This window comes from Nocardioides jensenii JCM 1364 = NBRC 14755 (assembly GCF_001552535.1).
GTDB classification, from domain to species: Bacteria; Actinomycetota; Actinomycetes; order Propionibacteriales; family Nocardioidaceae; genus Nocardioides; species Nocardioides jensenii.
Map to the genome: position 1 here is coordinate 1 of NZ_BCRJ01000036.1, position 25555 is coordinate 25555.

The window sequence follows — 25555 nt, forward strand, 5'->3', positions numbered from 1 at the left end:
AGGATCGATGAAGAGATCGCACAAGCTGATTACCGAGTGGCGAACATCCGTGCCGGTTATGTCTACGTCATCTCCAACATCGGAGCCTTCGGGGAAGGCACTGTCAAGATTGGGATGACGCGACGCCTCGACCCGATGGACAGAATTCGCGAGCTTGGCGACGCTTCAGTGCCCTTCGTCTTCGACGTTCACGCTCTCTTCTTCAGTGATGATGCAGTTGGAGTCGAAGCAATGCTTCACCGTGAGTTCGCCGAGCAGCGCCTCAACAAGGTCAACCCCCGCAAGGAGTTCTTCCGAGTTGATCCGACCGCCGTGCTTGATGCCCTTCAAGCCCACAAGGTCTCGGTCTTGGAGTTCAACACGCACGCGGAGGCCGAGCACTTTCGAATGAGCTGGCCCGCCGGAATCTGAAACACCACCAATGCCCAAGTTTCCGCTGCTTTCGCCGAAGACGTCCCTGCCCAGGACTAGATAAGCGGGCTGGGAACCTGGCTCGCGTCACGCTCAGAAGAAGTTGCGCAGGTGCTCACGGAGAGCCGGATCGCAGACGTAGACATAGGTGCCCAGCATCCCGCGGGTCAGCAGCACCGCGTATATGTTGCGAACAAACTGGAGAATGTCCTCGTCGCTGTACGTCACGCCGAGGAGGCGATTGTTCGTCGTACCACGAGGATCCTTGTAGCTGGAGCGGTCGAACACAATGCGTCGATGAATGGCGTCGTACCGGAGGTCGGGGCCGATGATCACGCCGGCGTAGTTGAGGTCATAGCCCTGAATCGTGTGGATCGAACCCACTTCGTTCACGGAGTTCGGCGAGCTGACCCAATCAACAGGCGTCGCGTTCCAGCGGAGCCGTTGACCATCCAACTCGATGTCGTACGCGTCTGGATCTCTCGTGGTCACCCAACGCCACGCGAAGCCGGCAACCAGCCGTGCCAACCCTGACTCCTGCTCGCGCGAATCAAGTGTCTGCCGCATGTCCCCGAGGTCGTCGAAGAAGCGCAGGTCGTAACCAGGGAAATCCTCGCGGTGGAAGACACTGCCGCTGAGCACGCCACGGACATAGCGAACATAGTCTTGACCCGCCTGCACGCGCATCTGAGAGCGCAGTACGTAGTGCCTGTTCTCGTGCCTCGCCGTCGCGACCAAGTCGTCCAGAGTTCGCTTCGAGAGATCCGCCGGCCGGATCGCCTGAGCTCCGTCCACGAGATAGATCTGATGGCGACTGACCCGATCGATCCAATCGACTTGGGTGTACTTCGGGTCGTCGTCGCCGAAGAGCGTGCGGTTGTGGTCGCTGAACATCTTGCTGAGGGGGGCGGCAGCCTGAGCCGCTCGCTGGTTCAGCCGGTGTGCTTCGTCGACGATCAGCAGGTCGAACTCGGAGCCAGCGGAGACAACCTGGAACGGGCTCAGCACTTGCTTCGGGCTCAGACCCGGCGTCTTTCCAAACACTCTCTCGACAGAACGTCGAAGAGACTGCTGCGGCACGACCAGCCCGACCTTGAAACCCTGGAGCAACTCCGGATAGCCCTTGACGAAGAACTCCGACAACACCGAGTCTCCTTCCGGCACGGTATCCGGATCTGCGGCCTGAATGTCGGCCAGCAGCTTCATCAGATAAATCGCCACCACGGTCTTGCCCGTCCCAGGATCGCCTTGGATGACGATACGGCTGGAAGTGTCTCGCGAGAGGTCGTCGAAGAGGCCATCGAGGATGCCTTCCACCACACCTGCCTGATCCGCCGACAGCGCCTTGAACGGGGACAACTTGAACAGGTCCGAGTTCTCGATCTCGGAGATGCTCCGCGTGAAGACACCTCTCCTGCGGAGCTCTTCGAAGATCTCGGCAAAGGTCCGCTGATAGGTCTCACGGTCGTAGTAGTCGGCCCGAGTGATCCCCTCGTTGCGGTTCAACACCTCGAACTGGCCATCGCCGGCCAGGAGGCGAATGAGGTACGACTCGAGATCAAGGCAGGCTGACTTGTTGAAGCGCTCGCCGATCACGACACGTGCACCTTGAAGCCGATGCACTCTCTTTGCTGGCGAGTCCAGGTGGTTCCTCAGCCGCCCGACCGCGTTGATCGACTCCCCGACGTAGATCTTTCCTTGCGCGTCCAAGGTGTAGACGACTGGCCAATTGTTGAGCTTTGGCTCCAGAGCCGCCTGCTGCGCCAAGGACCTCGCATCGAAGGCGAACTCCTCAATCCGGAAGGCGGTCATGCTTCTCGCTGCTCCCCCGAGCCGTCTCGACCGGATACTTCGACCGGGTCTTGTCCAACTTGTCCAGCACGATCTGGTCAATATCCAGACCGAGTTTGTCTGCGAGCAGATGGCAGTAGGTCAGCACATCTGCGAGCTCATCGCGAACCCGTGCAACGTCATGATCACCGCTCCACTGGAAGCACTCAAGGAGTTCTGCAGCTTCGATGGCGACGCTCTTGGCCAGGTTCTCGGGCGAGTGGAACTGGGCCCAATCTCGTTCAGCGACGAACTCTCGCAGTGCTTCCCGGACACGGCTGTCACTCATGCGTGCACTGTATCCGGGTGCATTCCCCCGCGCAGCAGACTCGGACGTGCGACAGTCATCTCTTGACCTGTCCCACCGAGTTCTCCCACGATTTGAAGTCCCTGCTGGAGGATTCATCTGCCGGTCAGAGCCACCGCGAGCTCCGCGACTGATTCGTTGATGCGCGCGTACTCCTTGACTGCCTCCCGGTGACTCCCCTGCTTCTCATCTGAACACAGTCGACGGAACTGTGCCTCGTGCGAACCGAAGGCCCACAAGTTCTGATACACAGTCGGGTATCTCCGGAGGCCATCCTCTCCATTCACCCATGCGCTTCTTTCAATGCGTACAAGCTGGTCAGCGTCAGCGGCATGCCGCTCTTCGTGCGACGCTCCACGGACAGGCCACCTCGGCCGCGAGACTCGTAGCTCAGGATCGCAACTTCTGGAGACTTGAACCCAATCCGCATTGGGGACGCGGAACAGTGCAACATCATCAAATCAATCGCGTGACACTCGAACAACTCGTCCAACGGTTCAACAGCCACAACGCTCACCTCGAGCCCATCGAAGTTGTCCGTTTCCATCCCGAACACGTCTACTTGCGGCTAGCGTCGCTCGAATGAGCGGAACTCCGCCCCGTCCTGGGTTCTATGAGCGCTTCGTGATCCCCGCGATGGGCGGCGGCGCACTGCTGCTGCTCGTCATTACCCTCGCATTCCTAGCGTGGCTCATGGGCTCAGTGCTGTTTGGCGACTTCATCGATGACCTGCGTGGAGGCGGCGAGCCTGCGCCCGAACGCATGCACGAACCCGTTGAGGAACGAGTCAACGTGTCGGACTACGCGACTGATGATTACCTGCCACAAGTGCGGCTCTGGTCGTGCGACTACTCGCCTACCTACAACAATGATTGGCACGACGATGTGCTGTGCTCGAACGGCGAATCACAGGATCGGCCGTATCTGAGGCCAGGCGACTCGTTCGTCACTGAGCCAGAACTCATGGCGGCGGCGCTCCAGTACGAAAGCCAGCTCAATTCAATTCGATAGGTCGCGGCCGGGCCTCAAACGAGCAGACTGGTCGATCACGCGCCCGTCTCACGTGCTGTCCGCTGCGCCGTCCCGGGCGTCACGCCTGAGTCGATCTCCCTGCATATCTCCGTCGCCAGCCGGATCAACTCGGGAGCGCCCGCGCCCTTGACGCCCCAGCCATGTAGCAGGCCTGTCCACTCCTGCGGGATCGCGCTGGCACCCCAGCGTGCGCCGAGCAGTCCTCCGGCGATCGCGGCGACGGTGTCGGTGTCGTTCCCGATGCCGATGGCGGTCGCCAGCGCGACCTGCAGGGGGCGGCCGGCGGCATCGTCCGTCACTGGTGTGTGAGTGATCGACGACCAGGCAGCCTGCATCGCACCGACCACCCACCCGTTCGTCACGAACGTCTCCGGCGCGGAGGTCTCCGCCGTTGCCAGCACGTCAGCCCAGTTGGCAGCGTTCGGTAGGTGCGGCAGCACGTCGTCGGCTGTGGGGAACTCCCCTGTCAAGACCGCGTGACGGATCATCAGGCACCACAGGGCGGCGCCCTCACCGGCAAGCGGGTCCATGGTGGGTGAGCGCTGAGACCTTCATCGCAGCGTCGACCAGCTCGGCCTCTGGCCTGTCCAGGTAGGCCAAGGCCACGGGTGCGGTACGCATCAGAGAACCGTTGCCGGCGGACTTGCCTGTCTGCTCGTGGACCGTCTGCGCCGCACGGGTCATCTGCTCCGCGGTCGCGTCGGGCCCGGCAAGTCGAAGGACGGCCGAGGTCTGGATCCCAACGTCGGGCGGACCTTCGGCGTACCACCGGGCGAAGCCCGCAGCCACGAGATCCAGTCCCTCGCTCGAGGCCAGGTCGGCGCCGGTTGCCGCGGCCAAGGCGATCGCCATTGCCTGGGCCGTGTCGTCGGTCCACTCCCCCGGCGCGAAGTTGCCCAGGCCGCCGCCGATCATCGCCGGCCACCCGTCGTACGGCGCGCTGCCGAACTCGTAGCCGGCACCCAGGGCGTCACCGGTCGCTGTACCCAGCAGCACGCCGCAGGCGCGGTCCAGCTGGGCGTCCATCAGGTGCATGGGGTCAGCCTGCCATGACGGGTGTGGTCTCGACGGACGCCCTCGTTCCCTTCGATACACCCGCTCGTCCCTCGCGGGCACTCAGGACATCGCCTCGGGCTGCTCGAGCACCGGGGCCGATGACTTCCGCGCCTACGGCTGGTCTACACCGGTGTCATCAGACCCTCAAGGAGGAGTGATGGGCAAGGTTGCATGGGGTTTCACCTGCTCGCTCGACGGGTTCATCGCGGGACCGGGCCACGACATGGCCTGGCTGTCCGCCTCCGAGCCCAACGCCGAGGGCACCACCGAGGCGATGGCCTCCAAGGTGGCAGTCATCATCGCCGGCCGTGAGGGGTACGACGCGGCGAAGGCGCAGGCCGACGAACGTGACGAGATGACCTCCGAGGCGTACGGCGGCGCGTGGTCCGGCACCGAGTTCATCCTCACCCACCGACCGGAGGAGCTCGCGGACGACCCGTCCGTCATCGCACTCAACTGCTCCGTCACCGAGGCGATCGCACGTGCCCAGGAGCTCGCCGGCGACAGGGACGTCCAGATCATCAGCGCCGACATCGCCAGGCAGGCGCTCGAGCACGACCTCATCGACGAGCTGCAGGTCTACGTCGCGCCCGTCTTCCTCGGCGACGGGGTCAGGATCTTCGACGTGCCCGGCGGACGTCGCGTCGACTGGGAGCTCGCGGAGATCGACGAAGCGAACCGGCGCAGCTTCGGTCGGACCTACCGACCCAAGCGGTGACCCCTGCCTGGCGGGTGGTCTCGATGGGCGCTCGCTGCTCGACCACCGAAGGTTGGCAAAAGTGCGTGACTTGGCTTGGGGCGGCCTGCAAGAGTTGGGGCCATGAGCGACGCCGCGAGCATCGACGTGACCTCACTGCCCGCCCGGTACGACGACGTCCGGGCCCACACCGAAAGACTCGCGGCTCCACTCTCGCCGGAGGACCAGACCGTCCAGTCGATGCCCGACACCTCGCCGACCAAGTGGCACAGGGCCCACGTCACCTGGTTCTTCGAGACCTTCGTGCTGGCCGACAACGAGCCGCGTTTCGCGCCGTACCAGGACACCTACTGGTTCCTCTTCAACAGCTACTACGAGGCAGTCGGTCCGCGCTGGTCCAGGCCGATGCGCGGTGTGATCAGCCGGCCGGGTGCCCACGACGTCGGCCTCTATCGCGGCAACGTCGACGACCGCATGCGCGACCTGATGGCCACCCTCGACGAGGGCACGCTGACCAAGCTGGCGCCGACGATCGAGCTCGGCTTCCACCACGAGCAGCAGCACCAGGAGCTGTTGCTGATGGACATCAAGCACGTCCTCTCGCTGAACCCGCTCGATCCGTCGTACGCCGGCAACCCGCGCAGCGGCGGACGATCGGGCACCCTCGGCTGGCGCGACTTCGACGGCGGGCTGGTCGAGATCGGCCACGAGACGTCCCTCGATGGCGGCTTCTGCTTCGACAACGAGCTCCCCCGCCACCAGCAGTGGCTCGAGCCCTACCGCCTCGCCGACCGGCTGGTCACCAACGGCGAGTGGCTGGCCTTCATGGCCGACGGTGGCTACCGCCGGCCAGAGCTGTGGCTCAGCGACGGATGGGCTCGCGTGCAGGCCGAGGAGTGGGCGGCCCCGGCGTACTGGTCCGAGCGCGACGGCGTGTGGTTCGAGCACACGCTCACCGGCACCCGGCCGGTCGACCCCGAGCTGCCGGCCTGCCACGTGAGCCACTACGAGGCCGACGCCTACGCGACCTGGGCCGGCAAGCGGCTGCCCACCGAGGCGGAGTGGGAGCACGCCGCCCGGTTGCAGGAGCACGCCGGTGCCGACAAAACTGCCAACCTCGCCGACACCGAGTCGTGGCATCCCCGTGCCGCCGGCGAACCGGTCGACGGCCTGCGCCAGCTCTTCGGCGACTGCTGGGAGTGGACCTCGTCGGCCTACCTGCCCTTCCCCGGTTTCCACCCCACGGCCGGCGCCCTCGGCGAGTACAACGGCAAGTTCATGTCCGGCCAGATGGTGCTGCGCGGCGGCTGCGCACTGACGCCACCCGGCCACGCGCGGGCGTCGTACCGCAACTTCTTCCCACCAGGTGCTCGCTGGCCGCTGACCGGCGTACGCCTCGCCGACGGCGGCGCACGGCGCGAGCCGCGGCGGTGACCTGGACCAGCGCGGCCCACCCGCTTGACGCTCCCTGTCCGCATCCGACCCCGGAGGCACCGTGACCCTCGACCAGCTGCTCACCCCGGCCGACCTGCGCGCCGCGCTCGAGACCGACGCCCGCACCGGCCTGACCGCGACGCCGAAGTGGCTGCCGCCGAAGTACTTCTACGACGACCGCGGCAGCCGGCTCTTCGAGGAGATCACCCGACTCCCGGAGTACTACCCGACCCGCACCGAGCACTCCATCCTGACCGCGCACGCCGACGAGATCGCCTCGGTGGCTGATGCGGAGGCGCTCCTCGAGCTGGGCTCGGGGTCGAGCGAGAAGACCCGGATGCTGCTCGATGCGATGGCGCGCGGCGGACGGTTGTCGGCGTACGTGCCGGTCGACGTCAGCGCCGGCGCACTGGACGACGCGATGGCCGGGCTGCGCCGCGACTACCCCGACCTGGTGCTGCACGGCGCGGTCGCCGACTTCGACCACCACCTCGACCAGTTGCCCGCCCCCGGACGCCGCCTGGTCGCCCTGCTCGGCGGGACCCTCGGCAACTACCCGCCCGGGCAGCGACAGACGTTCCTCTCCTCACTGGCCGCGGCGATGCGCCCGGGTGAGGCGTTCCTGCTCGGGGTCGACCTGGTCAAGGACGCCGACCGGCTGGTGGCGGCGTACGACGACTCGGCGGGCGTGACCGCGGAGTTCAACCGCAACGTGATCGCCGTGCTCAACCGCGAACTCGACGGCGACCTGGACCCGGACGACTTCGAGCACGTAGCGCTGTGGGACGCGCAGAACGAGTGGATCGAGATGCGCCTGCGGGCACGCCGTCCGGTCGTCGCGCAGCTCGCGGCTCTCGACCTGAAGGTGACCTTCGACGCCGGGGAGGAGATCCGCACCGAGATCTCGGCGAAGTTCCGCCGATCGCGTCTCGAGCCCGAGCTCGCCGCCGCCGGACTGCACCCCGAGCGGTGGTGGAGCGATCCTGCCGGGGACTTCGCCTTGCTGCTTGCCCGTCGTTGAGAACGCTGCTCTCGGATCGCAGGTTCGGCACATCTTCCGCATGGCCCACGAACTTGTCTTCTGGCGCGATCATCGACGTCTCCGTGGACCTCGGCGACAGGCGCCTGTGTGACCCCCAGACCGGGGAACGCTTCGACGGCTGAGTCGGCGCAGCGCGAGTGGCCCCGGCTCACTGGCCGGCGATGACCTCGACCACGCAGTGCGCGCTGGCCGCCTTGGCCAGCCGTCGATCGCCGGTGACCAGGGTGGCGCCCAGCAGCTCGGCGAGGGCGACGTAGGTGGCGTCGTAGGCCGTGAGGGCGTCACGCAGCTGCCACACCCGCGGCAGCAGCCGGGCATGGGCCACCCGTCGCAGCGGGAAGCCGGCGAGGGCCGCGACCGCGCGCTCGGCCTGCGCCTCCTTGAGCTTGTCGGACCGCAGCAACGTTCGCAGCGTGCTCGCCGCCTCGACGTCGATCAGCTCGGGGGCCGCCGCCTGCTCGACCGAGAGCCGCTGCCTCATCGCCCCGCTGAGCGCCTCGGGGCCGACCAGGGCCGCGACCAGCACGGAGTTGTCGACGACGATCATCGGCGGCGATCGGCGCGCTGAGCCTCGACGATGTCGACCATCGCCGGGGCGTCGGACCAGGAGAGGTCGACGCGCGCTGCGGCCAGGGCCTCGTCGACCGTGGGCTCGGCGGCCTGACGCTCGAGCATCAGCCGCAGGAACTCCTGCAACGACCGCCCCGACGCAGCGGCGCGGCCCTTGAGCACGGCGTACGCGTCGTCGTCGAGATTGCGGATCTGAACGGTGGCCATGCATGCAGACTAGCGCATTTTTTCGGTCAAACTACTTGCATGTGACTTCGAACAGGCATACGATGGACACAGAGTTCGATCCAATACATCGACACTGAGGGATACGAGCTCGACCCGCTCCGGCGGGTCCCCCACCAAGGGTTTCTGTGTCGGGTCCGGCCAGCTTCATCGGCCAGAGGCACCATCCATCCGGGAGTACGCCGTGACAGGCGGGGACTCGGTGGCATCCATTCAACTGTTGGGCTCACACGGGTCCGCTGGTCGAGAGGAGCCCCCGGGCCATGACTGCATCCGACGTCGTCAGCGAGCTGCTGAAGCGGCTCGATGCCGACCTCGGCGACCTGTCCGCCCTGCCCCTCACCCCTCTCGACGACGATCAGGTGAGCGCGCTTCTGCAGACCTGCACGGCGATCGGCGACCGACTGACCCACGCCACCTCACGGGTCGCGGTCGAGGCCCACCACCGTGCCCTGGGTGACAAGGTCGGCGCCCGACACACCTCCAACTGGTGGGCCAAGCACAGCCGTCTCACCAAGAGCGACGCCGCCAGACGTCTCGATCTGGCCCGCGAGCTCGACGACCCCTTCTTCGAACCCGTCGCCACCGCGCTCGCCGACGGCCAGATCCACGCCGACCACGCCCACGTCATGGTGAAGGCCATCGCCGACCTGCCCTCCGACCTCGCCCCGGAGAGTCGGGCCAAGGCCCGCGACATCCTCCTCGACGACGCCCGCTCGTTCGACGCCGACGAGCTGCGCCAGATCGGACGACACCTCCTTGACGTCATCGACCCGGAGCGCGCCGAGGCCGAAGAGGGCAAGCGGCTCCAGGACGAGGAGGACAAGGCCAACGCGACCGCCCGGGTCACCTTCAGCAACGACGGTCACGGCCGCGTGCACGGACGCTTCATCCTTCCCGCCACCCAGGGCGAGCTGTTCCGCAACCAGCTCCTGGCCCTCGCCGACCCGCGCCGCGACCTGCCCGGCTCGTCTGCCGACGGCCCCGCCGGCTCCGGCACGAACTCCCCACGACGCGACGGGGCACTGATCACCCCCGAACGCATGGGCCACGCCCTGATGGAACTGATCGAGATGTTCCCCGCCGACAAGCTGCCCACCCACGCCGCCAGCAGCGTCGCGATCGTCATCACCATCGACATCGCGCAGCTGCTCTCCGACTCCGGATTCGGCGTCCTGGCCACCGGCGAGCGCATCACCGCCGGCGAAGTCCGGCGCCTGGCCTGCCGGGCCGGCATCATCCCCGGCATCCTTGACGGCCCCAGCGAAGTCCTCGACCTCGGCCGCCTGCGCCGCCTCTTCAGCACCGCCCAGTTCCGGCCTCTCGCGCTACGCGACCAGGGCTGCACAGCGGTCGGGTGCGGGATGCCGGCCGGGGTCTGTCACGCCCACCACGACACTGCCTGGTCCGCGGGCGGCGCCACCGACGTGAGCAACGGCCGACTGTTGTGTCCGCACCATCATCGGCTGATCCATCATCGCGGCTATCGACATTCGATCGGGGCCGACAACAAGGTGAGCTTCCGCAAGATCACGTGAGCGAATCGCCCACCGTGAGTCGTCCCGGGGCCGCCGCACCGAACCACCAGCACCCCACCCTCCCAGCGACCTCGGGATCTGGGGTGCGGGTGCTGCCCTGCCGCTCCGAGCTACTCGCAGCCGACGCCGTCGCCGTCACGGTCGAGGTGACGGCCGTAGCCGGGATCACCGCTGTGCACCGGTGCCGCGCCCGCAGCCCGGGCAGCGTCACAGTTCTTGAAGTAGGTGGAGGTGAGGCTCTTCACCGGCGGGGGCGACGGCTGGGGCGACGGCTGGGACGACGGCTGGGACGACCGCGTCGACGTGGGACGCGGAGGTTCGCTGGGTGCGGGCGCCCCGGGGTCGGTGATGTCGTGGTCGACCCGGGTCGGCGCCGCCCAGCGATCGACCGGCAACGCCTGGTCCGGACAGACGGCGAGGACCCGCGTGACGGCGTCCCTCTCGGGTGCGGTCACCCACAGTCCGTACTTCTGCTTCACCGCGACCTGCCGTGCGACGTACGCACACCGAAAGGGCTTGTACGCCGGCAGCCAGGTCGCCGCATCGCCGTCCCCCTTCTGACGATTCGCCGACGCGTCGGCGGGCAGCAGGTTGAGCGGATCGTTGGCGAAGGCGGCACGCTTCTTGATGTCCCAGCGGGCCGCGCCGGTCGCCCACGAGTTGCCGAGCGCGACCACGTGGTCGATGTCGATCAGGGTGCCGTCGCCGTGCCGGTAGTCGATCGTGGCGCCCGTGTAGGGGTCGGCGTACTGCCCGGTGGCGACCACGCATCCGTTGGACTCCAGGACGACGGCCCTCAGTCTCTCGGCCAGCACGTCGTTGCGGGTGTCGCAGCCGTTGCGGTCCGCGTCGAGCCAGGCCTGCCCGAACCGCGCCCGGTCGTAGCCGGTCATCGGCGCCCGTCCCTTGACGGCGAGCAGGCCCAGCGCGGCAAGGGCCGGGTCATCCGCGGTGCTCTGCGCCGGGTCCGGGGCGTCGATCGTGTCCGCCGCCGAGGGAGTCGCGCTCGCATTGGGCGCGGAGGCACTCCCGGTCGGCTGCTCGGGTGAGGCGGACGGCTCGGTCGGCGTGGCCACGCTCGCGGGGCTGCTCGGGGGCAGGTCGGAACCGAGCTCCCCGTCGCTCGGTCCGCATCCCGCCAGCACCAAGCACGCGACCACCACGGCCGCGGCGTACCGCACCTGCACCTTGCCCCCTCGATCCCCAACCCCTGGGTTCAAGGATGCCCGGCGTACCGCCCCCGCGCTGCCGAATCTCGAAACCAGCCGGGCCCATCGAGCCAAAACCCGGCGCGGGCGCGGGGACTCTGCGAGCATGCGAACATCGGTGACAGTCGCGGAAGGAGCCCGGCGTGAGTCTTCACGATCGCCTCATCGCGCACGGCCGGTGGTACTTCACGATCACCGTCGCGAGCGCAGGGATCTGCGCCTGGGTCCCGTTCGTCCATGCCTCGTCGCGACTGAACGACCCCGGTTTGCGGCGCCATGCCGTGGTGTACGGCGCCGGCGCACTCGTCCTGCTGGGCCTGACCGGCGTGACTCCGACGGACGCCAACGGGGATCCCGAGGGCGCCATCGGCGGGATCCTCTCCACGGTGATGGCACTGCTGGCCATCGCCATGGTGGTGCTCGCCTGCGTTCAGCTGCGCTCCCCGCGCCGGGCCGTCTATCCGACACCGAGCCCGTACGCCGCGCCGCCGGGCGTCATCGACCCCGCTGTGGGCAGCGCCTTGGCCGCGCGGAACCGCCGCGAGGAGTCGCGCCGTCTGGTTGCCTCTGATCCTTCGCTGGCCCGGGAGCTGATGATCGGCAGACCGGACTACAAGCGGACCTACCACGACGGCGGACTGGTCGACCTGAACAACGCCGCGAGGGCAACGCTGGCCTCGTTCCTCGGCATCTCCGACGAGACGGCGGGACGCATCGTCGCCCAGCGCGAGCTGTTGCCGCGCGGCTTCTCGAGCATCGAGGAGGCCATCGTGTTCAGCGACGTGATGGGTGCGGACGCCGACATCCTGCGGGACCGGGGCGTCCTGCTCCCTCGCTGATCAACGGCCCCGTTCAATCGAGCGCGAGCATCGCCTCTGCGACAGTGCTCACTGACGACTCGGGGATCGCCGAGGCAGCACTCTCGAGGACCAGCAGCTCCGCTCCGGGGATCTCGCGAGCGATCGCCTCGCCGTTGCCGACCGGGAAGAACCGGTCGCGGCGGCCGTGCGCGACGAGCGTCGGAGCCCCGATCTCTGGCAGCCGCTCGCGCCAGCGCGGTGTGCAGTCGAGCCTGGAGAACACCATCCCCAGCTGGTTGGCCATCTGCACCGGCGCCTCGGTGCTGGACGTGCGGTCCCAGATGCGTGCGGCAGTCGCCCGAGCTGCGCGGGCGTCGTTGCCCAGCACCTCGGCGCCGGCGGCGGCGAACTCCGACACCGCCTCGCGATCGGTCCAGTCGGGCATCGCACGCGCGAACAGCCGACCCATCGCCGCCTGGTCATGGTCGGGCAGGTCATCGTCCTGCGGTCCGGGCGCGACCGGGCGGGTGCCGACCAGCGTGAGCGCCGAGAACGCGTCCGGATGCTCGAGCGCGGCCACCTGGGCAACCATGCCGCCGACGCCGATCCCGGCCAGGTGGGCTGGTGCTCCGCCGAGAGCCTCGACCAGGGCCGCCGCGTCCGCGGCAAGATCGCGCAGGGTGTAGCCGGGAGCGGATGCGTCCTCGGCCGTCGACTCACCGCTGTCGCGCAGGTCGTAGCGCACCACGCGGCGACCACCCGAGGCGAGACGCTGGCAGAGCGCGTCCGGCCAGGAGAGCATCGTGGGCCCGCCGGCAAGCAGGACCAGGGGTGAGCCGTCCTCACCGAACGACTCGATGCCCAGGGCCACGCCGTTGGCGTTCACGGTCGTCATCGGGGCCTCGCAGCCAGGTCGTGGGTCTGGAAGGTCGGCTGTTGTTCATGCATGGCCGTGCTGACTCTTCTCGTTGCCCGCATTCATCGGTCCGAGAGGATCGGCCGACCGGTAGCGCCCATTCACACCAGGTCCCACGGTGCTTCCGCCGTGCCTACCTGGGCGGCAGCTCGCGGACCACGATGTGTGCGCCGGGCTCACCTGTGGCGGGCTGCTTGAAGGCCATGATCCGGTCCACGCGCACGTCGTCGGCTTCGATGCGCGAGCCGGTGCCGGGTCGCCGCCCGAGCACTTCGTCGAGCGCGTCGATCGTCGGTTTGACCAGGTTGTCGAGGTCGGGCTCGTTGCGGCCGGTCTGCCCGGGGGCGAGCATGAACGAGAGCTCGATTGCCACCCGGCAGTCCGTCGGCAACGAGCAACCTTGGAACGCAGCGCGGACGGCCTGCTTCCACACCCGCTCGCGTTCCTCGCCGCCGTACCCCGTGGGGCGGCCGATGACAGTGCGCCCGAAGGTGGCGACGAGGCGGTGGTCGCGAGTGGCCGGGTCGTCGCCGGCGGTCTCGGCAGGCTCGACCACCGAGCCTTCTCTCTCGGGCGGCGGGGGCGCCACGATGTAACCCTCGGCGAGGCTGCCGTAGACCCTGAGCGCATCCGGCCGGTGGTGCCACAGCCAGGCCAGGTGCGCGCACAGGATCGCGTCGATCTCGTCCTCGATGACTTCGAGGTGCATGTGCCGGGTCGTCTGCTCCACGGCCGCGCGGATCTCCTGCCATCGACGCACGCTCGACAGCTGCAGCTCGTGGATCGCCTCGAGGTGATCCATCAGCTCACCGAAGGTCTCGCGCCGCGCGTCCGGCGTACGACCCCGACCCGACTTGTAGGGCAGCACCTTGCTCAGGCCGAACAGGCTCACCATCGCCGGGTGCGGATAGACCTCGATGCACACCGGGCTCTCCGCGCTGCCCCGCTCGTCGGGATCCACCGACCAGCCGAACCGATGCGCCAGACACTCGGCGCGTGGCGGATCGAACATCGGGTTCGCGCGGTTCGAGGGGTACGGCGCTGCGTTGAAGCGCCCGAACGCCTTGGCAACGAGGTTCTCCCCCACGCGCTGACCGGTCGCGTTCGGCACGACCAGCGGAGCGTCCACCGCCACGACGACCGGCTGCACCGCATGCAGGGCCAGCCAGTCGGCGATCTCGTCATCGCTGCGGACGACGCCCGACGTGCGCAGCCGACCTGACTCGTCGACCACCGCCATGCCGGTGCGGTTGGCTGGCTGCCATGCCAGGTCGATGCCCACGTAGTGGTGCGCGACGTCCATGCCCTCGACTCTAGTCCGGGCTCCCGCGGCGAGCCTTCGGCGTCAGCGCCACTCGGTCTTGATCGACTCGACGATCATCGTGGTCGACGAGTCGATCCGACCGATGTTCTTGCCGTGCCCGTCGTTGACCAGGTTGGTCAGCAGGAGGTACTCAGGCGTGTTCGGGACCGCCGCGCCGAGCAGCTCGCCGCGCTTGACGCCGTCGATGTAGACCCGGGCGTACTGGCCGCCCTTCCAGAGCACCTTGTAGGTGTGGAATCCCGACCAGGGCGTCGGCGACTTCTTCATGCACTGCTTCACCTGGGCCGCCGGGTCGGTGTAGATCCAGTAGTAGTTGAGCCAGGTGTGTCCGTTGCAGTTGCCCGCGCGCGACTTCCAGCCGAAGCTCTCGGCCATGTCGAGCTCCTGCGGACCGGTCGGCATCGCGTTGTTCACCGCCAGGGACCAGAGGGCGGCGTGGTTGCCCGACGACCTGGGGAACTTGATCTTGGCGGTGATCCGCCAGGTCAGCGCGCTCTCCATGTGCATCGTGCTGTAGGTCGTGATCGCCCCCGACTTCCACAGCACCCTGCCGTTGGGACAGACCTGCTTGCGCACCAGCAGGTGCAGCCGGCCGTCGTGCACCTTCACCACGGAGTTGTTGGAGCGGTTGCGGCTGCGGTCGTGCGCATAGGGGCTGGTGTACCTGCACGTGTCGCGATGCGAGGCGGGCGTGTTCTTGTGGCTCCAGTACGACGTGAGTCGGGTGCCCTTGAAGTCGTCCTTGAAGTGCAGGTGCCAGGCGGTGGTGCGCTGGGCGGCCCGCTCCTCGGGCGCCGCCGAGGCCGTGCCGACGGTGGCGCCGTAACTGGCGCCGAACAGGCCGAGCGAAAGTGCGACGAGTGCCGCGGCGGTGCGGATGCGTGACATGGGTCCCCCGAGCTCGTGAGTAGTGGCCTGCGTCCTACCCTCGACAACTCGGGCGAAACCGGACATCTCCGCGGGTTTCGGCTCGCCCCTTCCGGGAAGACCTCGTCCGTGACACGCGAACGCCCTGCAGGCGGCACCACCAGGAGCAAGCGGCTGGAGCGCTACCTCCCCGGGCTGATCGGATTCGTCGTCATTGCGATCGCCGTGGGGATCGCGATCGTGAGGCAGATCGACGACCGCCCGCGCGCCGAGCCAGGCGCCGTGTTCCTCAACCCCGACACACAGAACCCACTTCCGAACGCCGGCACCGTGGTCTTCCCCTGGGCCCGTCTCAGTGTTGCCACCGCCGCACCGCGGGACGAGCTGCCCGACGGCCTGCGCGAGAGCACCGGCGTACGCGCCCCCGAGGGTGGCAGCTTCGTCCGGGTCCAGCTCACCGACCTTGGGACGATCGCGTTCGCCGAGTCCTCCCGGCCCTACCTCGCCGACGTCGACGTGCTGCTCCGGGCCAACGGTGCGGACCACACGTTGTCCGGGCCGGACGGGCTCGACCTCGACCGCGCCGGTCTGCCCGACACTCGCAACGACGTGTGGGTGGCCGTGGAGGGGCACCCACAGGATCTGGCGGTCGTGGTCCGCATCGGCGGGGAGGAGCAGGTCGTGGACACCTCCGACGGCTCGGCCGACCTGGGGCGCGCGGCAGACCTCGCTGCGTTGCCCTCGGCCGAGGACCAGCAGGCGAAGGGCGACAGTACCTTCGACTGTGGGAGCTTCGTGCGCACTGACGACCAACGGTTCGCCGTGCGCGATGCGGAGTCCGGCGAGTGCCGTGTGGCCGACGCGCAGCGTACGCCGTACGTCGGCGACCTCGGCTGGGCCGAGCCCGGCCGAGAATTCGTCGTCGTGACGGTCCTGCTGCCCCTCAGGAGGGAGTTCGACATTCCGGCTCAGTCACCGACGAAGGTCTGGCACGCGATGGCGGTCAGGACCTCGGCGACACTCGGTGGTCAGCCCGACGACGCCACCCCGGTGGACACCTGGGCCCGTGGAACCGACGACGGCGGTCGGTTCGGAACGCAGGCCACCCAGTTCATCTTCGAGGTTCCCCGGGCCAAGGCCACCGGTGACCTCACCGTCACGACGCGCTACCGGGCTCGCGGCCACGGGCCCTTCGCCGCCAAGAACCTGCGGGCCGATCTCGCGTGGACCATCGCGGCACGGAAGCTGGCTTGAACAACGTCGACGGAGAGAGATCAGCCGGCGCCCAGGGGAAACACCAGCAAGGTGCCGGACGCGGTGGCGACGGTGCGGCCGTCCTTGTCGACGACCTCGCCCTCGGCGAACGTGACCCGGCGACCGGGCTTGGTGACCCGGCCGGTGCAGGTGAGGGGTCCGCTGTCGAGGGTCACCGGGCGCAGGTAGCTCACCTTGATCTCGATGGACGTGTAGCCCGTGCCCGCCGGCAGCGTGGTCTGGGCGGCACAGCCGAGCGCCGAGTCGAGCAGGGTGCAGACCAGCCCGCCGTGCACCATGCCGATCGGGTTGTAGTGCGACTCGTCGGGGTGGCAGCGGAACGTCACCGTCCCGGGCTCGGCCTCGACCAGCTCCATGCGCATGTGCCCGGCGATCGGTGCCGGCGGCAGCTCTCCGGCCATCATCTGCTTGAGGAAGTCGAGGCCGTCGAGCTTCGGTAGGGCAGCAAGGGCTTCCGAGGTGTCGCTCCAGGTGACGACGGTCGAACGATCAGACATGTCAGTTGCCGCCCTCGTCGTCGTGCGACGGCAGCGGCAGGTTCTGAAGTCTCAGCTGTCCGCGCGCCAGCACCTTGCCCGTCGAGTCGTCCGTGACCACGACGTCCCACAGCTGCTGGCTTCGGCCCTGGTGGAGGGCGTCGGCGACGACGGTGGCGCGGCCGCCGGTGGTCGAGCGGAGGAAGTCGGTGCCGTTGTGCACGCCGACCGCGAACTGCCCGCGCTCACCCACGGCATGGCTGGCGCCGATGCTGCCGGCGCTCTCGACGATCGTCGCGTAGACGCCCCCGTGGACGACTCCCCACGGCGTGTGGTGCGACTCGTCGAGGTCGACGTACCCGCGCACCTGCGTGGGCGTGACCTCGTCGACGACGAAGCCGGACGCCGCGACGAACGCACTCGCCGCCGTCAACGAGACGTCGGGGCCTTGGGTGTGGGTGGTCATGGGCGACTCCGTTCGTAGGCTGACTGTGTTTCTCGAAGTTAGACTACACTGACCGCGGACCAGAGCACCAAGGCCGTACAACGAGGGAAGGTGGCGCCGTGCAGTGGCTTGAGTACGACACCGACAACTGCTCGATCCAGCGCACCCTCGACGTCATCGGCGAGAAGTGGACGATCCTCGTGCTGCGCGAGGCGTTCAACGGCGTACGACGCTTCGACCAGATGCGTGACCACATGGGCGTCTCGGACCCGGTGCTCGCCGACCGGCTGCGCAAGCTGGTCACCGCGGGCGTGCTCGAGGCGCTCCCCTATCGGGAGCCCGGACGCCGCACGCGCCACGAGTACAAGCTGACCGAGAAGGGGCTGGACCTCTATCCGGTGTTGATCTCGCTGCTGAGCTGGGGCGACCACCATCGCGCGGACGGTGCGGGACCGGCTGTCGTGGTCACCCACCGCGACTGCGGCGAACCCGTCACGGTTGCGGTGGAGTGTGCGGCCGGGCACCGGCTCGAGTCGGCCCGCGAGTCGCGCAGCGCCCCGGGTCCGGGCGCTCGGCGGACGGCCGTCGGCTGAACTCGCGAGTGCCCGGTCAGCCTCGGCGACGGACCACCTCGGCCAGGACCTCCGGCTCGTCGCTGATGACGCCGTTGACCCCGAGGTCGACCATCCGGTCCAGCAGTTGCAGGTCGTTGATCGGCCAGGTCATCACCACCTCGACGTGACCCCGCAGCCGTGTCACCACCGGCTCGTCGAGCAGGGAGTTGTGCACCGAGACGCCGTGCACGGTGCCGCCGCTGATCTTCGGCCACAGGCCGGCCAGCTCGCGTTGGTTGCGGGCGGACAGCACCGGTCGCACGTGCTCGAGCACGGCCACCTCCTCGACCGCGCGCCAGTTGCGCCCGCACACCAGCACCGCCCGGCGGTGGCCGTCGGTGCCCAGCAACCGGGCCACCGCGGCGCCGACACCGGTGCCGATCCCCTTCAGGTCGAGCATGAAGGTGGTGCCGTGTCGGTCCGCCTCGAGCAGCTCGCGCAGGCCCAGCCTCGGCGCCGAGGCCGGCACCAGCTCCCAGCGGTCCCACAGGAACGGGAACGGGCCGGCGCTCTTGAGGTGGGTGGCCTCGAGCCGGTTGCGGTGCCGGTGGATGTCGCACTCGATGACGTCGACGCCGAGCTCGTTGGCCGCGTGCAGCCCGGACAGCGAGTTGCCGGCGCGGTGCGCGATCGCGAGCAGGCTCACGACGCCTCCTGCCAGTCGCCGTTCTGGGTGTCTCGTACGCCGTCGTGAACGGCGCGGTCACCCGTGCGGTCGCCGTCAACAGGTCCGCTGCCGTCGAGGACTCTGCCGTCGCGGTGTCGGGCCGGTTCCCGTACGTCGGGGGCACGACTCTGTGATCGCCGCGCCCGGCGACGCTCCAGCGCCAGGCTGGCCAGCTGGCCCACCAGCGCCAGGACGACCCCGGCCACCACGTCGAGGATGAAGTGGTTGCCGGTCACCACGACGGCGACGGCCATCAGCACCGGCATCACGAAGCCGAACACACGCAGCGCCAGAGACGACGCCGCGGTCACGACCGCGATGCCGACCAGCAGGTCCCATCCGGCGTGCAGGCTCGGCATGGCGGCGTACTGGTCGACGAACGCGGGCGGCTGGAGCACGCGGTAGGAGAACGAGCGCTCGGTGACGCTGTCCATGAACCCCAGGCCGGCCAGCCGCGGCGGCGCCACCGGGAAGAAGACGAAGATCGACATGCCCAGCAGCCCGGAGACCAGCATCGCGTCGCGGAACCGCAGGAACACGTCACGGTGCCAGATGCCGGTCCAGAGCATGGTTGCTCCGATGACCGGCCAGTGACCCCAGATGTAGACCCAGTTGGCCAGGGTGGCCAGGACCCCGGAGTTGGTGAACGGCTCCTGCAGCGTCTTCTCGAGGTAGATGCCGAGGCTCTTCTCCAGGTCGACGATCAGGTGCGCGTGCTGGACCGCGAGATCCACCGACCCCTCGGTCGCTCCCCGGACACCGAAGTAGGCCCCGACGCCACTGACGACGAGGAGTGCCTGCTTGAAGAGCCACATCCAGCGAACCACTCCACCTCCCTGCTGCCAGTGTGGCGCGGGAGACCCCGAGGTGTCCTCCCAAATAATTGGGAGGACTGCGTTTCATTCGCGGGAGCTGTTCATTGTGCGGAGGTGCTCATCCCGAGATGGTCAGGCAGCGGCAGGCGCCGGCGCGGACGAGTGGCGGAGCATCCGGCGGGTCGCGATCAGGCTGACCCCGCCGAGGACCAGGGCGGGCAACCAGGCGACAGCCGCCTTCAGGGTCACCGCGGCCGCGGCCGCGGTCCACGGGACGCCGAGCGCGACCAGGCCGACCACGAGCGCGCCGTCGCGGGGGCTGGCGCCGTTGGGGCCGGGCACCGCACCGGCGACCTGGCTGGCGCCGAACGCACCGAGCAGCTCCAGCGGCGAGAGCGTGTAGCCGGTGGCGCCCAGGGTGCCGAGCAGCAGCATCGCGATCGAGGCCTGGTAGGCCGCCGAGAGGGCCAGGGCGTGCGCGAACTTCCTCGGCGGCGGCATCGGGCCGAGTGGGAGCAGCTGTGGTCGGATGCGCCGGACCACGAGGAACCCGACGACGAACGCGGCGCCGATCGCCAGCGCGGTCAGCATCATCCGCCACGGCAGCGCCGACCCGGCGAACACCACGAACATCGCCAGCCCCACCGCTCCCACGGTCCGGTCGACCGCGACGCTGGCCACGGCGTCACCGCGGGCGACATCGGCGTGGGTCAGTCGGCGGATCCGCCACAGGTCCGCCCCGACGTGACCCGGAGTGAGCAGTCCGAGCAGCTCGGACTCGGCGTACGCCCGCAGGAACCAACGGCGACCGAAGTCGGCGTTGGTCAGCGCCCGCCAGCGCAGCGGGCAGAGCACGTACTTGCCGACGACCCAGGGCAGCAGACCGAGCAGGATCGGCCACGGCGAGACCGACGGCAGACGAGGCAGCGTGAACGCCGGCACGGCGACCGCGACCGCGATGCCGAGGACCAGCACCGTCTTGGAGTGGACAATGGTGCGCAGGTGCATCACAACTCTTCGAGCTCGCCTTCCAGCACGGAGCCCGCCTCGGTGGAGCAGGCTCGTGAACGTCGGGCGAAACTGCGTTGGTCCAACCCGCTGTGCGTCCCCCGACACATCGAAGGTAACGCGATCGCGCCGTCGACAACCAGAGAGTGTGACGTAGTCCGGACGGTGGCGCCGGCCCGCGCCGCCCGATCAGGCTCGGCGAGGGCGACGCAGCACGTCGGCCGCGGCTCGGCGTACGGCCTCTGTGAGCGCGTCCAGGGCCGGGCTCTCGAGTCGCCAGCGCTGCCAGTGCAGGGCAACCCCGATCGGCTTCGCCCCGGGCAGGCGGACCAGGTCGCCGGCCGCGCCCGTCTGGTCGAACTGCGGCTCGGGGATCGTCGCCCAGCCCAGACCGCAACGGACGGCCTCGTGGAAGTCGGCCGAGCTCGGCACCCGGTGGACGACCGCGGGCCGGGTCGCGCCGTGGGCGGCGAGTACGCCGTCCTGGAGCCGGTCCTTCTCGTTGAAGACGACCACCGGGGCGGCCGACCAGTCGAACCCTCTCCCCCGTCGGTGGCGCTCCACGAACGCCGGGGTTGCGGCGGGGACGTAGCGCATCGTGCCCAGTGGCTCGACCGAGCAGCCCTGCACCGGTCGGGGCTCCCCGGTGACCGCGGCCAGCACCTCCCCGCGACGCAGCAGGTCGTGTGACAGCGACTCGTCCTCCACGAACAGTCGTACCGCCGTCGCGGGCGCCTCTGCCAAAGTCGCGAGCACCGGTCGGAACCAGGTCGCCAACGAGTCGGCGTTCACCGCGACCGCGAGGTCGACGACAGCCTCGTTGCCCATCACCGAGGCCGCTTCGGCGGTCAGGTGACGCAACTGTCGACCGAGGCGCATCAGCGGGGCAGCGGCGTCGGTGAGCTCCGCCGGCGAGGTCCTTCGGACCAGCACCTGCCCCGCGGCCCGCTCGGCCGCCCGGACTCGCTGGCTGATCGCGCTGGGCGTGACGTGCAGCCTCCGGGCCGCGGCGTCGAACGAGCCCTCCTCAGCGATCGCCAGGAGGGTCTCCAGCTGGATCGGGTCGATCTGCATGAGGTCAGTGAAGCATGACTTCAGGACCTGAAGAAACATTCGCTGTTCTTCATCAGTGCCAGCGCCTAGGTTCGAGGCATGACCGCCTCCGCCCTCGCCGGCTTCGTCACGGGACTGACCCTGATCGTGGCCATCGGCGCGCAGAACGCCTACGTCCTGCGACAAGGCCTGATCCGGCACCACATCACGGCCGTGGTGGCGGTCTGCGCCGTCTCCGACGCCGTCCTCATCGCCGCCGGGGTCAGCGGCATCGGCACCATCGTCGACCGAGCCCCGTGGGTGATCGACGTGGTCCGCTGGCTCGGCATCGCGTTCCTGCTCTGGTACGCGGCGGGCTCGCTGCGGCGTGCCTTCCACGCCGAGTCGCTGCACGCCGACGGACTGGCGCTGGCTCGCGGCGAGTCACGGCGTACGGTCGTCGGCCGGGCCGTCGCCCTGACCTGGCTGAACCCGCACGTCTATCTCGACACCGTGCTGCTGATCGGGTCGATCGCGGCCACGCACAGCGGTGGGGGCGGCGCGGGCCTGGACGGACGGTGGTGGTTCGGCATCGGCGCGGTGACCGCGAGCCTGGTCTGGTTCAGCGGGCTCGGGTTCGGCGCCCGCCTGGTCGCGCCGGTGCTCCGGCGCCCGCGCGCCTGGCAGGTGCTCGAGGTGCTGATCGCGGCGACGATGGTGCTCGTGGCGATCAGGCTGGCCGCGGGCTAGCTCTCTCAGGCCTCGAACCCGGTCATCCGGATCAACCTGGCCGGTATCCCGGCAACGATGGCGTTGGCTGGCACGTCCTTGGTCACGACGGCTCCGGCGCCCACGATCGCCCCGTCGCCGATCGTCACGCCGGGAACGACCGTCACTCCCGCCCCCAGCCACACCTTCCGCCCCAGCACGACCGGTGCCGGGATCATGTCCGCCCGGTGATCGGGGTCGATCCCGTGGTCGAGCGTGGTCAGGGTGCTGCCGTGGCCGATCAGCGACCCGTCGCCGATGGTGATGCCTCCGGTGTCCTGGAAGCGGCACCCGATGTTGATGAACACATCTCTTCCCAGGGTCAGATTCTTCCCGAACTCGCTGTAGAAGGGCGGGAAGACGGCGACCGACGCGTCCACCGTCTTGCCCGTGAGTCGGCTCAGCAGGTCGCGGACCTCCTCGGGCGTGCGGTAGCCGGAGTTCAGCTCGGCGACGACGCGTAGCGCCTCCTGGGCGGCGCCGTGCATGAACGCATGCGCCTCCGACCCGCCTTCGATCAGCTCGCCGTGGTTCACGTGGTCCAGGAAATCGGATAGCTCCATGCCCGCGATCCTGCCACTCGAGCGCGGGTTCCGCCGATCCGGAACCTGCTTGTCGTCGACGTCTGGTGCCATCGACAGCCGACGTCCATGAACGCGTTGTGGCGGCAGCTGCGCGAGGGTGTCAGCGTGTCGGCACGGATGACCGCCGTCGCTCGTCGTGAGCTCCTCAGAGATGGGCTGGCCGGCGTCGCCGACTACGAGCGGCTGGCCGGCAAAATCCCCGAGGACGAGATGGCGGCTGCCCGACAGAGATCCTCACATCAGACCAGGACGACCTGCGGCATCGTGCGGATCACCTGGAGTCCCCGCCCTCCTTACGTACTGCCTGAGCCCGCCTCGGCGCGCGGGCCGCGTCCGACTCCCGGCTCCCTGAGTCATCCCCGAGATCGCGTTCCGGGGAGAGATGGGGGGATCGCCGGATGTGGCCGACCCGCTCAGAGTGGTGCCCTGAACAGGTGAGCCTCCTCGACCGTCCCAGCACCCTCGTCCCGCCCGCGCGAGCCGAGCCCGCGCTACCCCGCCGCAAGGTGACCAGCGTCCCCGGGACGCCCGCGGGTCGGCGTACGGCGGGTCTGCGTACGGCGGACCGGCGTACCGATCGTCAGCCGACGGGCCGGGCCTGGTTCGTGGCCCGGCAGCTGGGGCTGCTGCTGGTCGCGGTGACCGTCTACTTCGGAGTGCGCGGCCTGACCGTCGGGAGCGCCAGCACCGCCACCGCGAACGCGCACGATCTGGTCGCGCTCGAGCGCAGCCTGGGCATCTTCGTGGAGCAGCAGGTGCAGGCCTTCGCGCTGGACCTGCCCGGGGTGATGACGGTGGCGAACACGATCTACATCTACGGGCACTGGCCGGTGATCGCGCTCGTGCTGGTGTGGCTGGCGTGGCGCAGACCGGACGCCTACCCGGTCTATCGCAACGCCCTGCTGATCTCGGGGCTGGTCGGGATGGCGATCGTGGCGCTGCACCCGACGGCGCCACCGCGGCTGATGGACCTCGGGTTCCTGGACACGGTCACCACACAGACCAATGCCTACCGGGTGCTGCAGCCGCCGGCCTTCACCAACCCGTACGCCGCGATGCCGAGCTTCCACGTCGGGTGGGACCTGCTGGTCGGCATCGCCCTGGTCCGCGAGTCGGGCAATGCCTGGGCCCGGGCCGCCGGGCGGACGATCCCGGTGCTGATGGTGGTCAGCGTCGTGCTGACCGGCAACCACTACTTCCTCGACGCGATCGCCGGTGACGCGATCGTGCTCGCGTCGCTGGGCCTGGTGATCTGGTGGCGCGGACGGGCGCATGGTCAGCGCAGGACCAGCAACAGCTCTCCCGCACCGATCAACACGGTGGCGACGGTGAGCGCCAGCGCGGCTCGGCCGCCCCGGCCGCGGACCCGCACCGACGAGCCGGCCGAGTGCCGGTAGCGACCCGAGCTCTCGACGAAGATCCAGAGCCCGAGCACCGCGGCGAGACCGACCAGCACGACCAGCACGGGACCGGCCTTGTCCACGCCGAGCCTGGCCACGACCGCGGCCCCGGCGACCAGGGAGAGCGCGGTGCGCTGCCAGGCCAGAGCCGTGCGCTCGTTGGAGATTCCGGTGTCACGCACCACGTCAGCGGAGCCCGAAGAGCACGATCAGCGCCGCGATCGCCACCACCAGCGTGAACAACGCCCCAGGGCTGAACGACGGCAACGGCAGGGCCCGGCGCATCGCGCGCTCGGAGAACGCCCAGCGGCCCCACGACGCGACCGCGGTGAGCAGGCCCGCGACGACCAGGACCACGGCCAGGGTGCGCTGCGCCCCGTCACTCAGCGACAGGTCGACCACGTCGACGGCGACACCGGCGGCCAGCAGTGCGAGCGCGGTGCGGATCCAGGCCAGGAAGGTGCGCTCGTTGGCGAACGAGAACCGGTAGTCGGGCTCGTCGCCCTCCTCGTAGACGAAGCGCGGCCAGCGCCGGTCATCATCTGTGCTCATGGCCTCATGCTCCCACTGCCGTGGGCTCACGTGCCGCGCGCTCCCGAAGAACGGCGAACTCACGACAGGTCAGCGCGAACTCACGACAGGTCAGCGCGAACTCACGACAGGTCAGCGCGAACTCACGACGGGTCAGCGTGGCTGCGGAAGTGCACGTCGGCCTCAGGTGGGGCGCCGTCGGCGCCACCGCGGATCATCGTGAAGCTCATGCGAGGTGCAGCCAGGACTGCAGGTCGGCCAACCAACCGCTCAAGGTGGGCACCGCCGCGTCACCGAACGCGGTGTCGTAGCCCGCGTAGCCCATGCCGATCATCACCAGCGAGGCCAGGGCCAACATCAGCCCGGCGGGCACCAACGCGCGGCCGGCGACGTGGGGCCGACTCGTCGCGGCCATGCCGACCAGCACGAAGGCCAGTGCGATCACGCCGGCAATCAACGAGAGCGCGCGCACCGCGGTGAACGGTGCCGTGAAGGCCGCGACGAGACCGGCCAGGAAGGCCATCTCTGCCGCCGCGGACGTGCGGACCTCGCGGTCCGGCGATGCCTCGAACAGGCGATTGAGACCGTCTCCCCCTGGTGCTGCCCCCAACGTAGCCATGGCTCAAGCGTAGGAGCACGGACACCTCGAACCCAGGTGCCACACGGGTGGTTCGCATGGCGCT

General features: G+C 68.9%; 31 protein-coding genes and 1 pseudogene. 11 read left to right on the plus strand and 21 right to left on the minus strand.

Translation table 11 applies throughout. From position 1 onward, the window contains the following. Positions 1 to 411 (plus strand): GIY-YIG nuclease family protein (locus NJ4_RS09330; protein WP_169799234.1); only part of this gene is annotated, 411 nt, incomplete at its 5' end. Positions 412 to 504: 93 nt separating this feature from the next. Here NJ4_RS09330 and NJ4_RS09335 read toward each other — a convergent pair. The 3 genes from NJ4_RS09335 to NJ4_RS09345 form a co-directional block, all read right to left on the minus strand. Next, complete coding sequence (locus tag NJ4_RS09335; protein ID WP_067433506.1) at positions 505 to 2223, minus strand: DUF2075 domain-containing protein; 1719 nt, start codon at positions 2221 to 2223, stop codon at positions 505 to 507. After that, complete coding sequence (locus tag NJ4_RS09340) at positions 2204 to 2530, minus strand: nucleotide pyrophosphohydrolase (protein ID WP_067433509.1); 327 nt, start codon at positions 2528 to 2530, stop codon at positions 2204 to 2206. The genes NJ4_RS09335 and NJ4_RS09340 overlap by 20 nt, the downstream gene beginning before the upstream one ends. A 301-nt stretch (positions 2531 to 2831) precedes the next feature. Then, positions 2832 to 3095: a hypothetical protein gene (locus tag NJ4_RS09345; RefSeq protein ID WP_157550995.1), complete on the minus strand. Its 264-nt coding sequence runs from the start codon at positions 3093 to 3095 to the stop codon at positions 2832 to 2834. 35 nt (positions 3096 to 3130) lie between these two features. Here NJ4_RS09345 and NJ4_RS09350 point away from each other — a divergent pair, with 35 nt between their 5' ends. After that, on the plus strand, positions 3131 to 3559 hold the full coding sequence (locus NJ4_RS09350) for a hypothetical protein (RefSeq protein ID WP_157550996.1): 429 nt from the start codon (positions 3131 to 3133) through the stop codon (positions 3557 to 3559). A 35-nt stretch (positions 3560 to 3594) separates the two neighbouring features. Here the strand turns inward: NJ4_RS09350 and NJ4_RS26625 are convergent, their stop codons facing one another. Together NJ4_RS26625 and NJ4_RS26630 are read right to left on the minus strand one after the other, a co-directional pair. Further along, positions 3595 to 4110 (minus strand): ADP-ribosylglycohydrolase family protein, encoded by a 516-nt coding sequence (locus NJ4_RS26625; RefSeq protein ID WP_245644516.1) that lies wholly within the window; start codon positions 4108 to 4110, stop codon positions 3595 to 3597. Continuing rightward, the gene (locus NJ4_RS26630; RefSeq protein ID WP_245644517.1) at positions 4091 to 4615 is read right to left on the minus strand and encodes an ADP-ribosylglycohydrolase family protein; all 525 of its coding nucleotides are present in this window, start codon (positions 4613 to 4615) and stop codon (positions 4091 to 4093) included. The genes NJ4_RS26625 and NJ4_RS26630 overlap by 20 nt, the downstream gene beginning before the upstream one ends. Before the next feature lie 178 nt (positions 4616 to 4793). Between NJ4_RS26630 and NJ4_RS09360 the strand changes: the two genes are divergently transcribed. From NJ4_RS09360 to egtD, 3 genes are all read left to right on the plus strand, one after another. Then, complete coding sequence (locus tag NJ4_RS09360; RefSeq protein WP_067433518.1) at positions 4794 to 5354, plus strand: dihydrofolate reductase family protein; 561 nt, start codon at positions 4794 to 4796, stop codon at positions 5352 to 5354. A gap of 102 nt (positions 5355 to 5456) precedes the next feature. Beyond that, positions 5457 to 6767 (plus strand): ergothioneine biosynthesis protein EgtB, encoded by a 1311-nt coding sequence (gene egtB / locus NJ4_RS09365; RefSeq protein ID WP_067433521.1) that lies wholly within the window; start codon positions 5457 to 5459, stop codon positions 6765 to 6767. Between the two features lie 61 nt (positions 6768 to 6828). Continuing rightward, a complete protein-coding gene (gene egtD / locus NJ4_RS09370; protein WP_067433524.1) occupies positions 6829 to 7788 on the plus strand; it encodes an L-histidine N(alpha)-methyltransferase in 960 nt (319 codons plus the stop codon). Between the two features lie 169 nt (positions 7789 to 7957). Here egtD and NJ4_RS09375 read toward each other — a convergent pair whose 3' ends face one another. Both NJ4_RS09375 and NJ4_RS09380 read right to left on the minus strand, forming a co-directional pair. After that, the gene (locus NJ4_RS09375) at positions 7958 to 8356 is read right to left on the minus strand and encodes a type II toxin-antitoxin system VapC family toxin (RefSeq protein WP_067433527.1); all 399 of its coding nucleotides are present in this window, start codon (positions 8354 to 8356) and stop codon (positions 7958 to 7960) included. After that, the gene (locus tag NJ4_RS09380; protein ID WP_067433530.1) at positions 8353 to 8586 is read right to left on the minus strand and encodes a FitA-like ribbon-helix-helix domain-containing protein; all 234 of its coding nucleotides are present in this window, start codon (positions 8584 to 8586) and stop codon (positions 8353 to 8355) included. The genes NJ4_RS09375 and NJ4_RS09380 overlap by 4 nt, the downstream gene beginning before the upstream one ends. 281 nt (positions 8587 to 8867) lie before the next feature. On the opposite strand from NJ4_RS09380, the gene NJ4_RS09385 reads away from it, so the two are divergent. Further along, on the plus strand, positions 8868 to 10142 hold the full coding sequence (locus NJ4_RS09385; protein WP_067433533.1) for an HNH endonuclease signature motif containing protein: 1275 nt from the start codon (positions 8868 to 8870) through the stop codon (positions 10140 to 10142). Positions 10143 to 10252: 110 nt separating this feature from the next. Here NJ4_RS09385 and NJ4_RS09390 read toward each other — a convergent pair whose 3' ends face one another. Further along, positions 10253 to 11329 carry an excalibur calcium-binding domain-containing protein gene (locus NJ4_RS09390; RefSeq protein ID WP_067433536.1) on the minus strand — a complete coding sequence of 359 codons (1077 nt, stop codon included), beginning with the start codon at positions 11327 to 11329 and terminating at the stop codon, positions 10253 to 10255. A gap of 164 nt (positions 11330 to 11493) precedes the next feature. Between NJ4_RS09390 and NJ4_RS09395 the strand changes: the two genes are divergently transcribed. Next, positions 11494 to 12189 carry a hypothetical protein gene (locus NJ4_RS09395; RefSeq protein ID WP_067433539.1) on the plus strand — a complete coding sequence of 232 codons (696 nt, stop codon included), beginning with the start codon at positions 11494 to 11496 and terminating at the stop codon, positions 12187 to 12189. 13 nt (positions 12190 to 12202) lie between these two features. On the opposite strand, the gene NJ4_RS09400 is transcribed toward NJ4_RS09395, so the two are convergent. The 3 genes from NJ4_RS09400 to NJ4_RS09410 form a co-directional block, all read right to left on the minus strand. Then, a complete protein-coding gene (locus NJ4_RS09400) occupies positions 12203 to 13045 on the minus strand; it encodes an alpha/beta fold hydrolase (RefSeq protein ID WP_067433541.1) in 843 nt (280 codons plus the stop codon). A gap of 154 nt (positions 13046 to 13199) precedes the next feature. Continuing rightward, the gene (locus NJ4_RS09405) at positions 13200 to 14369 is read right to left on the minus strand and encodes a DUF429 domain-containing protein (protein WP_067433543.1); all 1170 of its coding nucleotides are present in this window, start codon (positions 14367 to 14369) and stop codon (positions 13200 to 13202) included. A 42-nt stretch (positions 14370 to 14411) separates the two neighbouring features. Further along, positions 14412 to 15278 carry a glycoside hydrolase family 16 protein gene (locus tag NJ4_RS09410; RefSeq protein WP_067433546.1) on the minus strand — a complete coding sequence of 289 codons (867 nt, stop codon included), beginning with the start codon at positions 15276 to 15278 and terminating at the stop codon, positions 14412 to 14414. 108 nt (positions 15279 to 15386) lie between these two features. Here NJ4_RS09410 and NJ4_RS09415 point away from each other — a divergent pair, with 108 nt between their 5' ends. Continuing rightward, a complete protein-coding gene (locus NJ4_RS09415; protein WP_067433549.1) occupies positions 15387 to 16511 on the plus strand; it encodes a hypothetical protein in 1125 nt (374 codons plus the stop codon). 20 nt (positions 16512 to 16531) lie between these two features. Here the strand turns inward: NJ4_RS09415 and NJ4_RS09420 are convergent, their stop codons facing one another. Both NJ4_RS09420 and NJ4_RS09425 read right to left on the minus strand, forming a co-directional pair. Next, positions 16532 to 17029, minus strand: coding sequence for a PaaI family thioesterase (locus NJ4_RS09420; RefSeq protein WP_067433552.1), 498 nt, complete (start codon positions 17027 to 17029; stop codon positions 16532 to 16534). A 1-nt stretch (position 17030) separates the two neighbouring features. Beyond that, positions 17031 to 17474 carry a PaaI family thioesterase gene (locus NJ4_RS09425; protein WP_067433555.1) on the minus strand — a complete coding sequence of 148 codons (444 nt, stop codon included), beginning with the start codon at positions 17472 to 17474 and terminating at the stop codon, positions 17031 to 17033. Between the two features lie 98 nt (positions 17475 to 17572). On the opposite strand from NJ4_RS09425, the gene NJ4_RS09430 reads away from it, so the two are divergent. Next, positions 17573 to 18046 carry a winged helix-turn-helix transcriptional regulator gene (locus NJ4_RS09430; protein ID WP_067433558.1) on the plus strand — a complete coding sequence of 158 codons (474 nt, stop codon included), beginning with the start codon at positions 17573 to 17575 and terminating at the stop codon, positions 18044 to 18046. A gap of 16 nt (positions 18047 to 18062) precedes the next feature. On the opposite strand, the gene NJ4_RS09435 is transcribed toward NJ4_RS09430, so the two are convergent. The 4 genes from NJ4_RS09435 to NJ4_RS09450 all read right to left on the minus strand — a co-directional run bounded on the left by NJ4_RS09435 (position 18063) and on the right by NJ4_RS09450 (position 21631). Further along, complete coding sequence (locus NJ4_RS09435; protein ID WP_067433561.1) at positions 18063 to 18713, minus strand: glycerophosphodiester phosphodiesterase; 651 nt, start codon at positions 18711 to 18713, stop codon at positions 18063 to 18065. Then, positions 18710 to 19549, minus strand: coding sequence for a phosphatase PAP2 family protein (locus tag NJ4_RS09440; RefSeq protein WP_082748325.1), 840 nt, complete (start codon positions 19547 to 19549; stop codon positions 18710 to 18712). Before NJ4_RS09440 ends, NJ4_RS09435 begins: the two co-directional genes overlap by 4 nt. A gap of 132 nt (positions 19550 to 19681) precedes the next feature. Beyond that, complete coding sequence (locus NJ4_RS09445) at positions 19682 to 20557, minus strand: lysylphosphatidylglycerol synthase domain-containing protein (RefSeq protein WP_067433564.1); 876 nt, start codon at positions 20555 to 20557, stop codon at positions 19682 to 19684. A 189-nt stretch (positions 20558 to 20746) separates the two neighbouring features. Continuing rightward, positions 20747 to 21631, minus strand: coding sequence for a LysR family transcriptional regulator ArgP (locus NJ4_RS09450; protein WP_067433642.1), 885 nt, complete (start codon positions 21629 to 21631; stop codon positions 20747 to 20749). 78 nt (positions 21632 to 21709) lie between these two features. On the opposite strand from NJ4_RS09450, the gene NJ4_RS09455 reads away from it, so the two are divergent. Next, on the plus strand, positions 21710 to 22339 hold the full coding sequence (locus NJ4_RS09455; protein ID WP_067433567.1) for a LysE/ArgO family amino acid transporter: 630 nt from the start codon (positions 21710 to 21712) through the stop codon (positions 22337 to 22339). A gap of 5 nt (positions 22340 to 22344) precedes the next feature. Here the strand turns inward: NJ4_RS09455 and NJ4_RS26920 are convergent, their stop codons facing one another. Then, positions 22345 to 22920, minus strand: coding sequence for a DapH/DapD/GlmU-related protein (locus NJ4_RS26920; RefSeq protein ID WP_067433645.1), 576 nt, complete (start codon positions 22918 to 22920; stop codon positions 22345 to 22347). Positions 22921 to 23339: 419 nt separating this feature from the next. On the opposite strand from NJ4_RS26920, the pseudogene NJ4_RS26225 reads away from it, so the two are divergent. Then, positions 23340 to 24173, plus strand: a pseudogene (locus NJ4_RS26225) (phosphatase PAP2 family protein); the annotation flags it as partial. Between the two features lie 44 nt (positions 24174 to 24217). On the opposite strand, the gene NJ4_RS26635 reads toward NJ4_RS26225, so the two are convergent. The 3 genes from NJ4_RS26635 to NJ4_RS09475 form a co-directional block, all read right to left on the minus strand. Continuing rightward, the gene (locus NJ4_RS26635) at positions 24218 to 24523 is read right to left on the minus strand and encodes a DUF202 domain-containing protein (protein WP_245644518.1); all 306 of its coding nucleotides are present in this window, start codon (positions 24521 to 24523) and stop codon (positions 24218 to 24220) included. A gap of 4 nt (positions 24524 to 24527) precedes the next feature. Beyond that, the gene (locus NJ4_RS09470; protein ID WP_067433573.1) at positions 24528 to 24893 is read right to left on the minus strand and encodes a YidH family protein; all 366 of its coding nucleotides are present in this window, start codon (positions 24891 to 24893) and stop codon (positions 24528 to 24530) included. Between the two features lie 205 nt (positions 24894 to 25098). Further along, positions 25099 to 25491: a hypothetical protein gene (locus tag NJ4_RS09475; protein WP_157550998.1), complete on the minus strand. Its 393-nt coding sequence runs from the start codon at positions 25489 to 25491 to the stop codon at positions 25099 to 25101. Between the last annotated feature and the right edge of the window lie 64 nt (positions 25492 to 25555).

Coding starts and splice junctions, on each gene's coding strand:
- NJ4_RS09445 (WP_067433564.1), bottom strand. CDS start 20,557: ATGCACCTGCGCACCATTGTCCACTCCAAGACGGTGCTGGTCCTCGGC.
- NJ4_RS09360 (WP_067433518.1), top strand. CDS start 4,794: ATGGGCAAGGTTGCATGGGGTTTCACCTGCTCGCTCGACGGGTTCATC.
- NJ4_RS09380 (WP_067433530.1), bottom strand. CDS start 8,586: ATGGCCACCGTTCAGATCCGCAATCTCGACGACGACGCGTACGCCGTG.
- NJ4_RS09400 (WP_067433541.1), bottom strand. CDS start 13,045: ATGACGACCGTGAACGCCAACGGCGTGGCCCTGGGCATCGAGTCGTTC.
- NJ4_RS26630 (WP_245644517.1), bottom strand. CDS start 4,615: ATGCACCTGATGGACGCCCAGCTGGACCGCGCCTGCGGCGTGCTGCTG.
- NJ4_RS09440 (WP_082748325.1), bottom strand. CDS start 19,549: ATGTGGCTCTTCAAGCAGGCACTCCTCGTCGTCAGTGGCGTCGGGGCC.
- NJ4_RS26920 (WP_067433645.1), bottom strand. CDS start 22,920: ATGGAGCTATCCGATTTCCTGGACCACGTGAACCACGGCGAGCTGATC.
- NJ4_RS26625 (WP_245644516.1), bottom strand. CDS start 4,110: ATGGACCCGCTTGCCGGTGAGGGCGCCGCCCTGTGGTGCCTGATGATC.
- NJ4_RS09375 (WP_067433527.1), bottom strand. CDS start 8,356: ATGATCGTCGTCGACAACTCCGTGCTGGTCGCGGCCCTGGTCGGCCCC.
- NJ4_RS09420 (WP_067433552.1), bottom strand. CDS start 17,029: ATGTCTGATCGTTCGACCGTCGTCACCTGGAGCGACACCTCGGAAGCC.
- NJ4_RS09385 (WP_067433533.1), top strand. CDS start 8,868: ATGACTGCATCCGACGTCGTCAGCGAGCTGCTGAAGCGGCTCGATGCC.
- egtB (WP_067433521.1), top strand. CDS start 5,457: ATGAGCGACGCCGCGAGCATCGACGTGACCTCACTGCCCGCCCGGTAC.
- NJ4_RS09340 (WP_067433509.1), bottom strand. CDS start 2,530: ATGAGTGACAGCCGTGTCCGGGAAGCACTGCGAGAGTTCGTCGCTGAA.
- NJ4_RS09345 (WP_157550995.1), bottom strand. CDS start 3,095: ATGGAAACGGACAACTTCGATGGGCTCGAGGTGAGCGTTGTGGCTGTT.
- NJ4_RS09335 (WP_067433506.1), bottom strand. CDS start 2,223: ATGACCGCCTTCCGGATTGAGGAGTTCGCCTTCGATGCGAGGTCCTTG.
- NJ4_RS09410 (WP_067433546.1), bottom strand. CDS start 15,278: ATGTCACGCATCCGCACCGCCGCGGCACTCGTCGCACTTTCGCTCGGC.
- NJ4_RS09425 (WP_067433555.1), bottom strand. CDS start 17,474: ATGACCACCCACACCCAAGGCCCCGACGTCTCGTTGACGGCGGCGAGT.
- NJ4_RS09350 (WP_157550996.1), top strand. CDS start 3,131: ATGAGCGGAACTCCGCCCCGTCCTGGGTTCTATGAGCGCTTCGTGATC.
- NJ4_RS09475 (WP_157550998.1), bottom strand. CDS start 25,491: ATGGCTACGTTGGGGGCAGCACCAGGGGGAGACGGTCTCAATCGCCTG.
- NJ4_RS09455 (WP_067433567.1), top strand. CDS start 21,710: ATGACCGCCTCCGCCCTCGCCGGCTTCGTCACGGGACTGACCCTGATC.
- NJ4_RS09405 (WP_067433543.1), bottom strand. CDS start 14,369: ATGGACGTCGCGCACCACTACGTGGGCATCGACCTGGCATGGCAGCCA.
- NJ4_RS09470 (WP_067433573.1), bottom strand. CDS start 24,893: ATGAGCACAGATGATGACCGGCGCTGGCCGCGCTTCGTCTACGAGGAG.
- NJ4_RS09450 (WP_067433642.1), bottom strand. CDS start 21,631: ATGCAGATCGACCCGATCCAGCTGGAGACCCTCCTGGCGATCGCTGAG.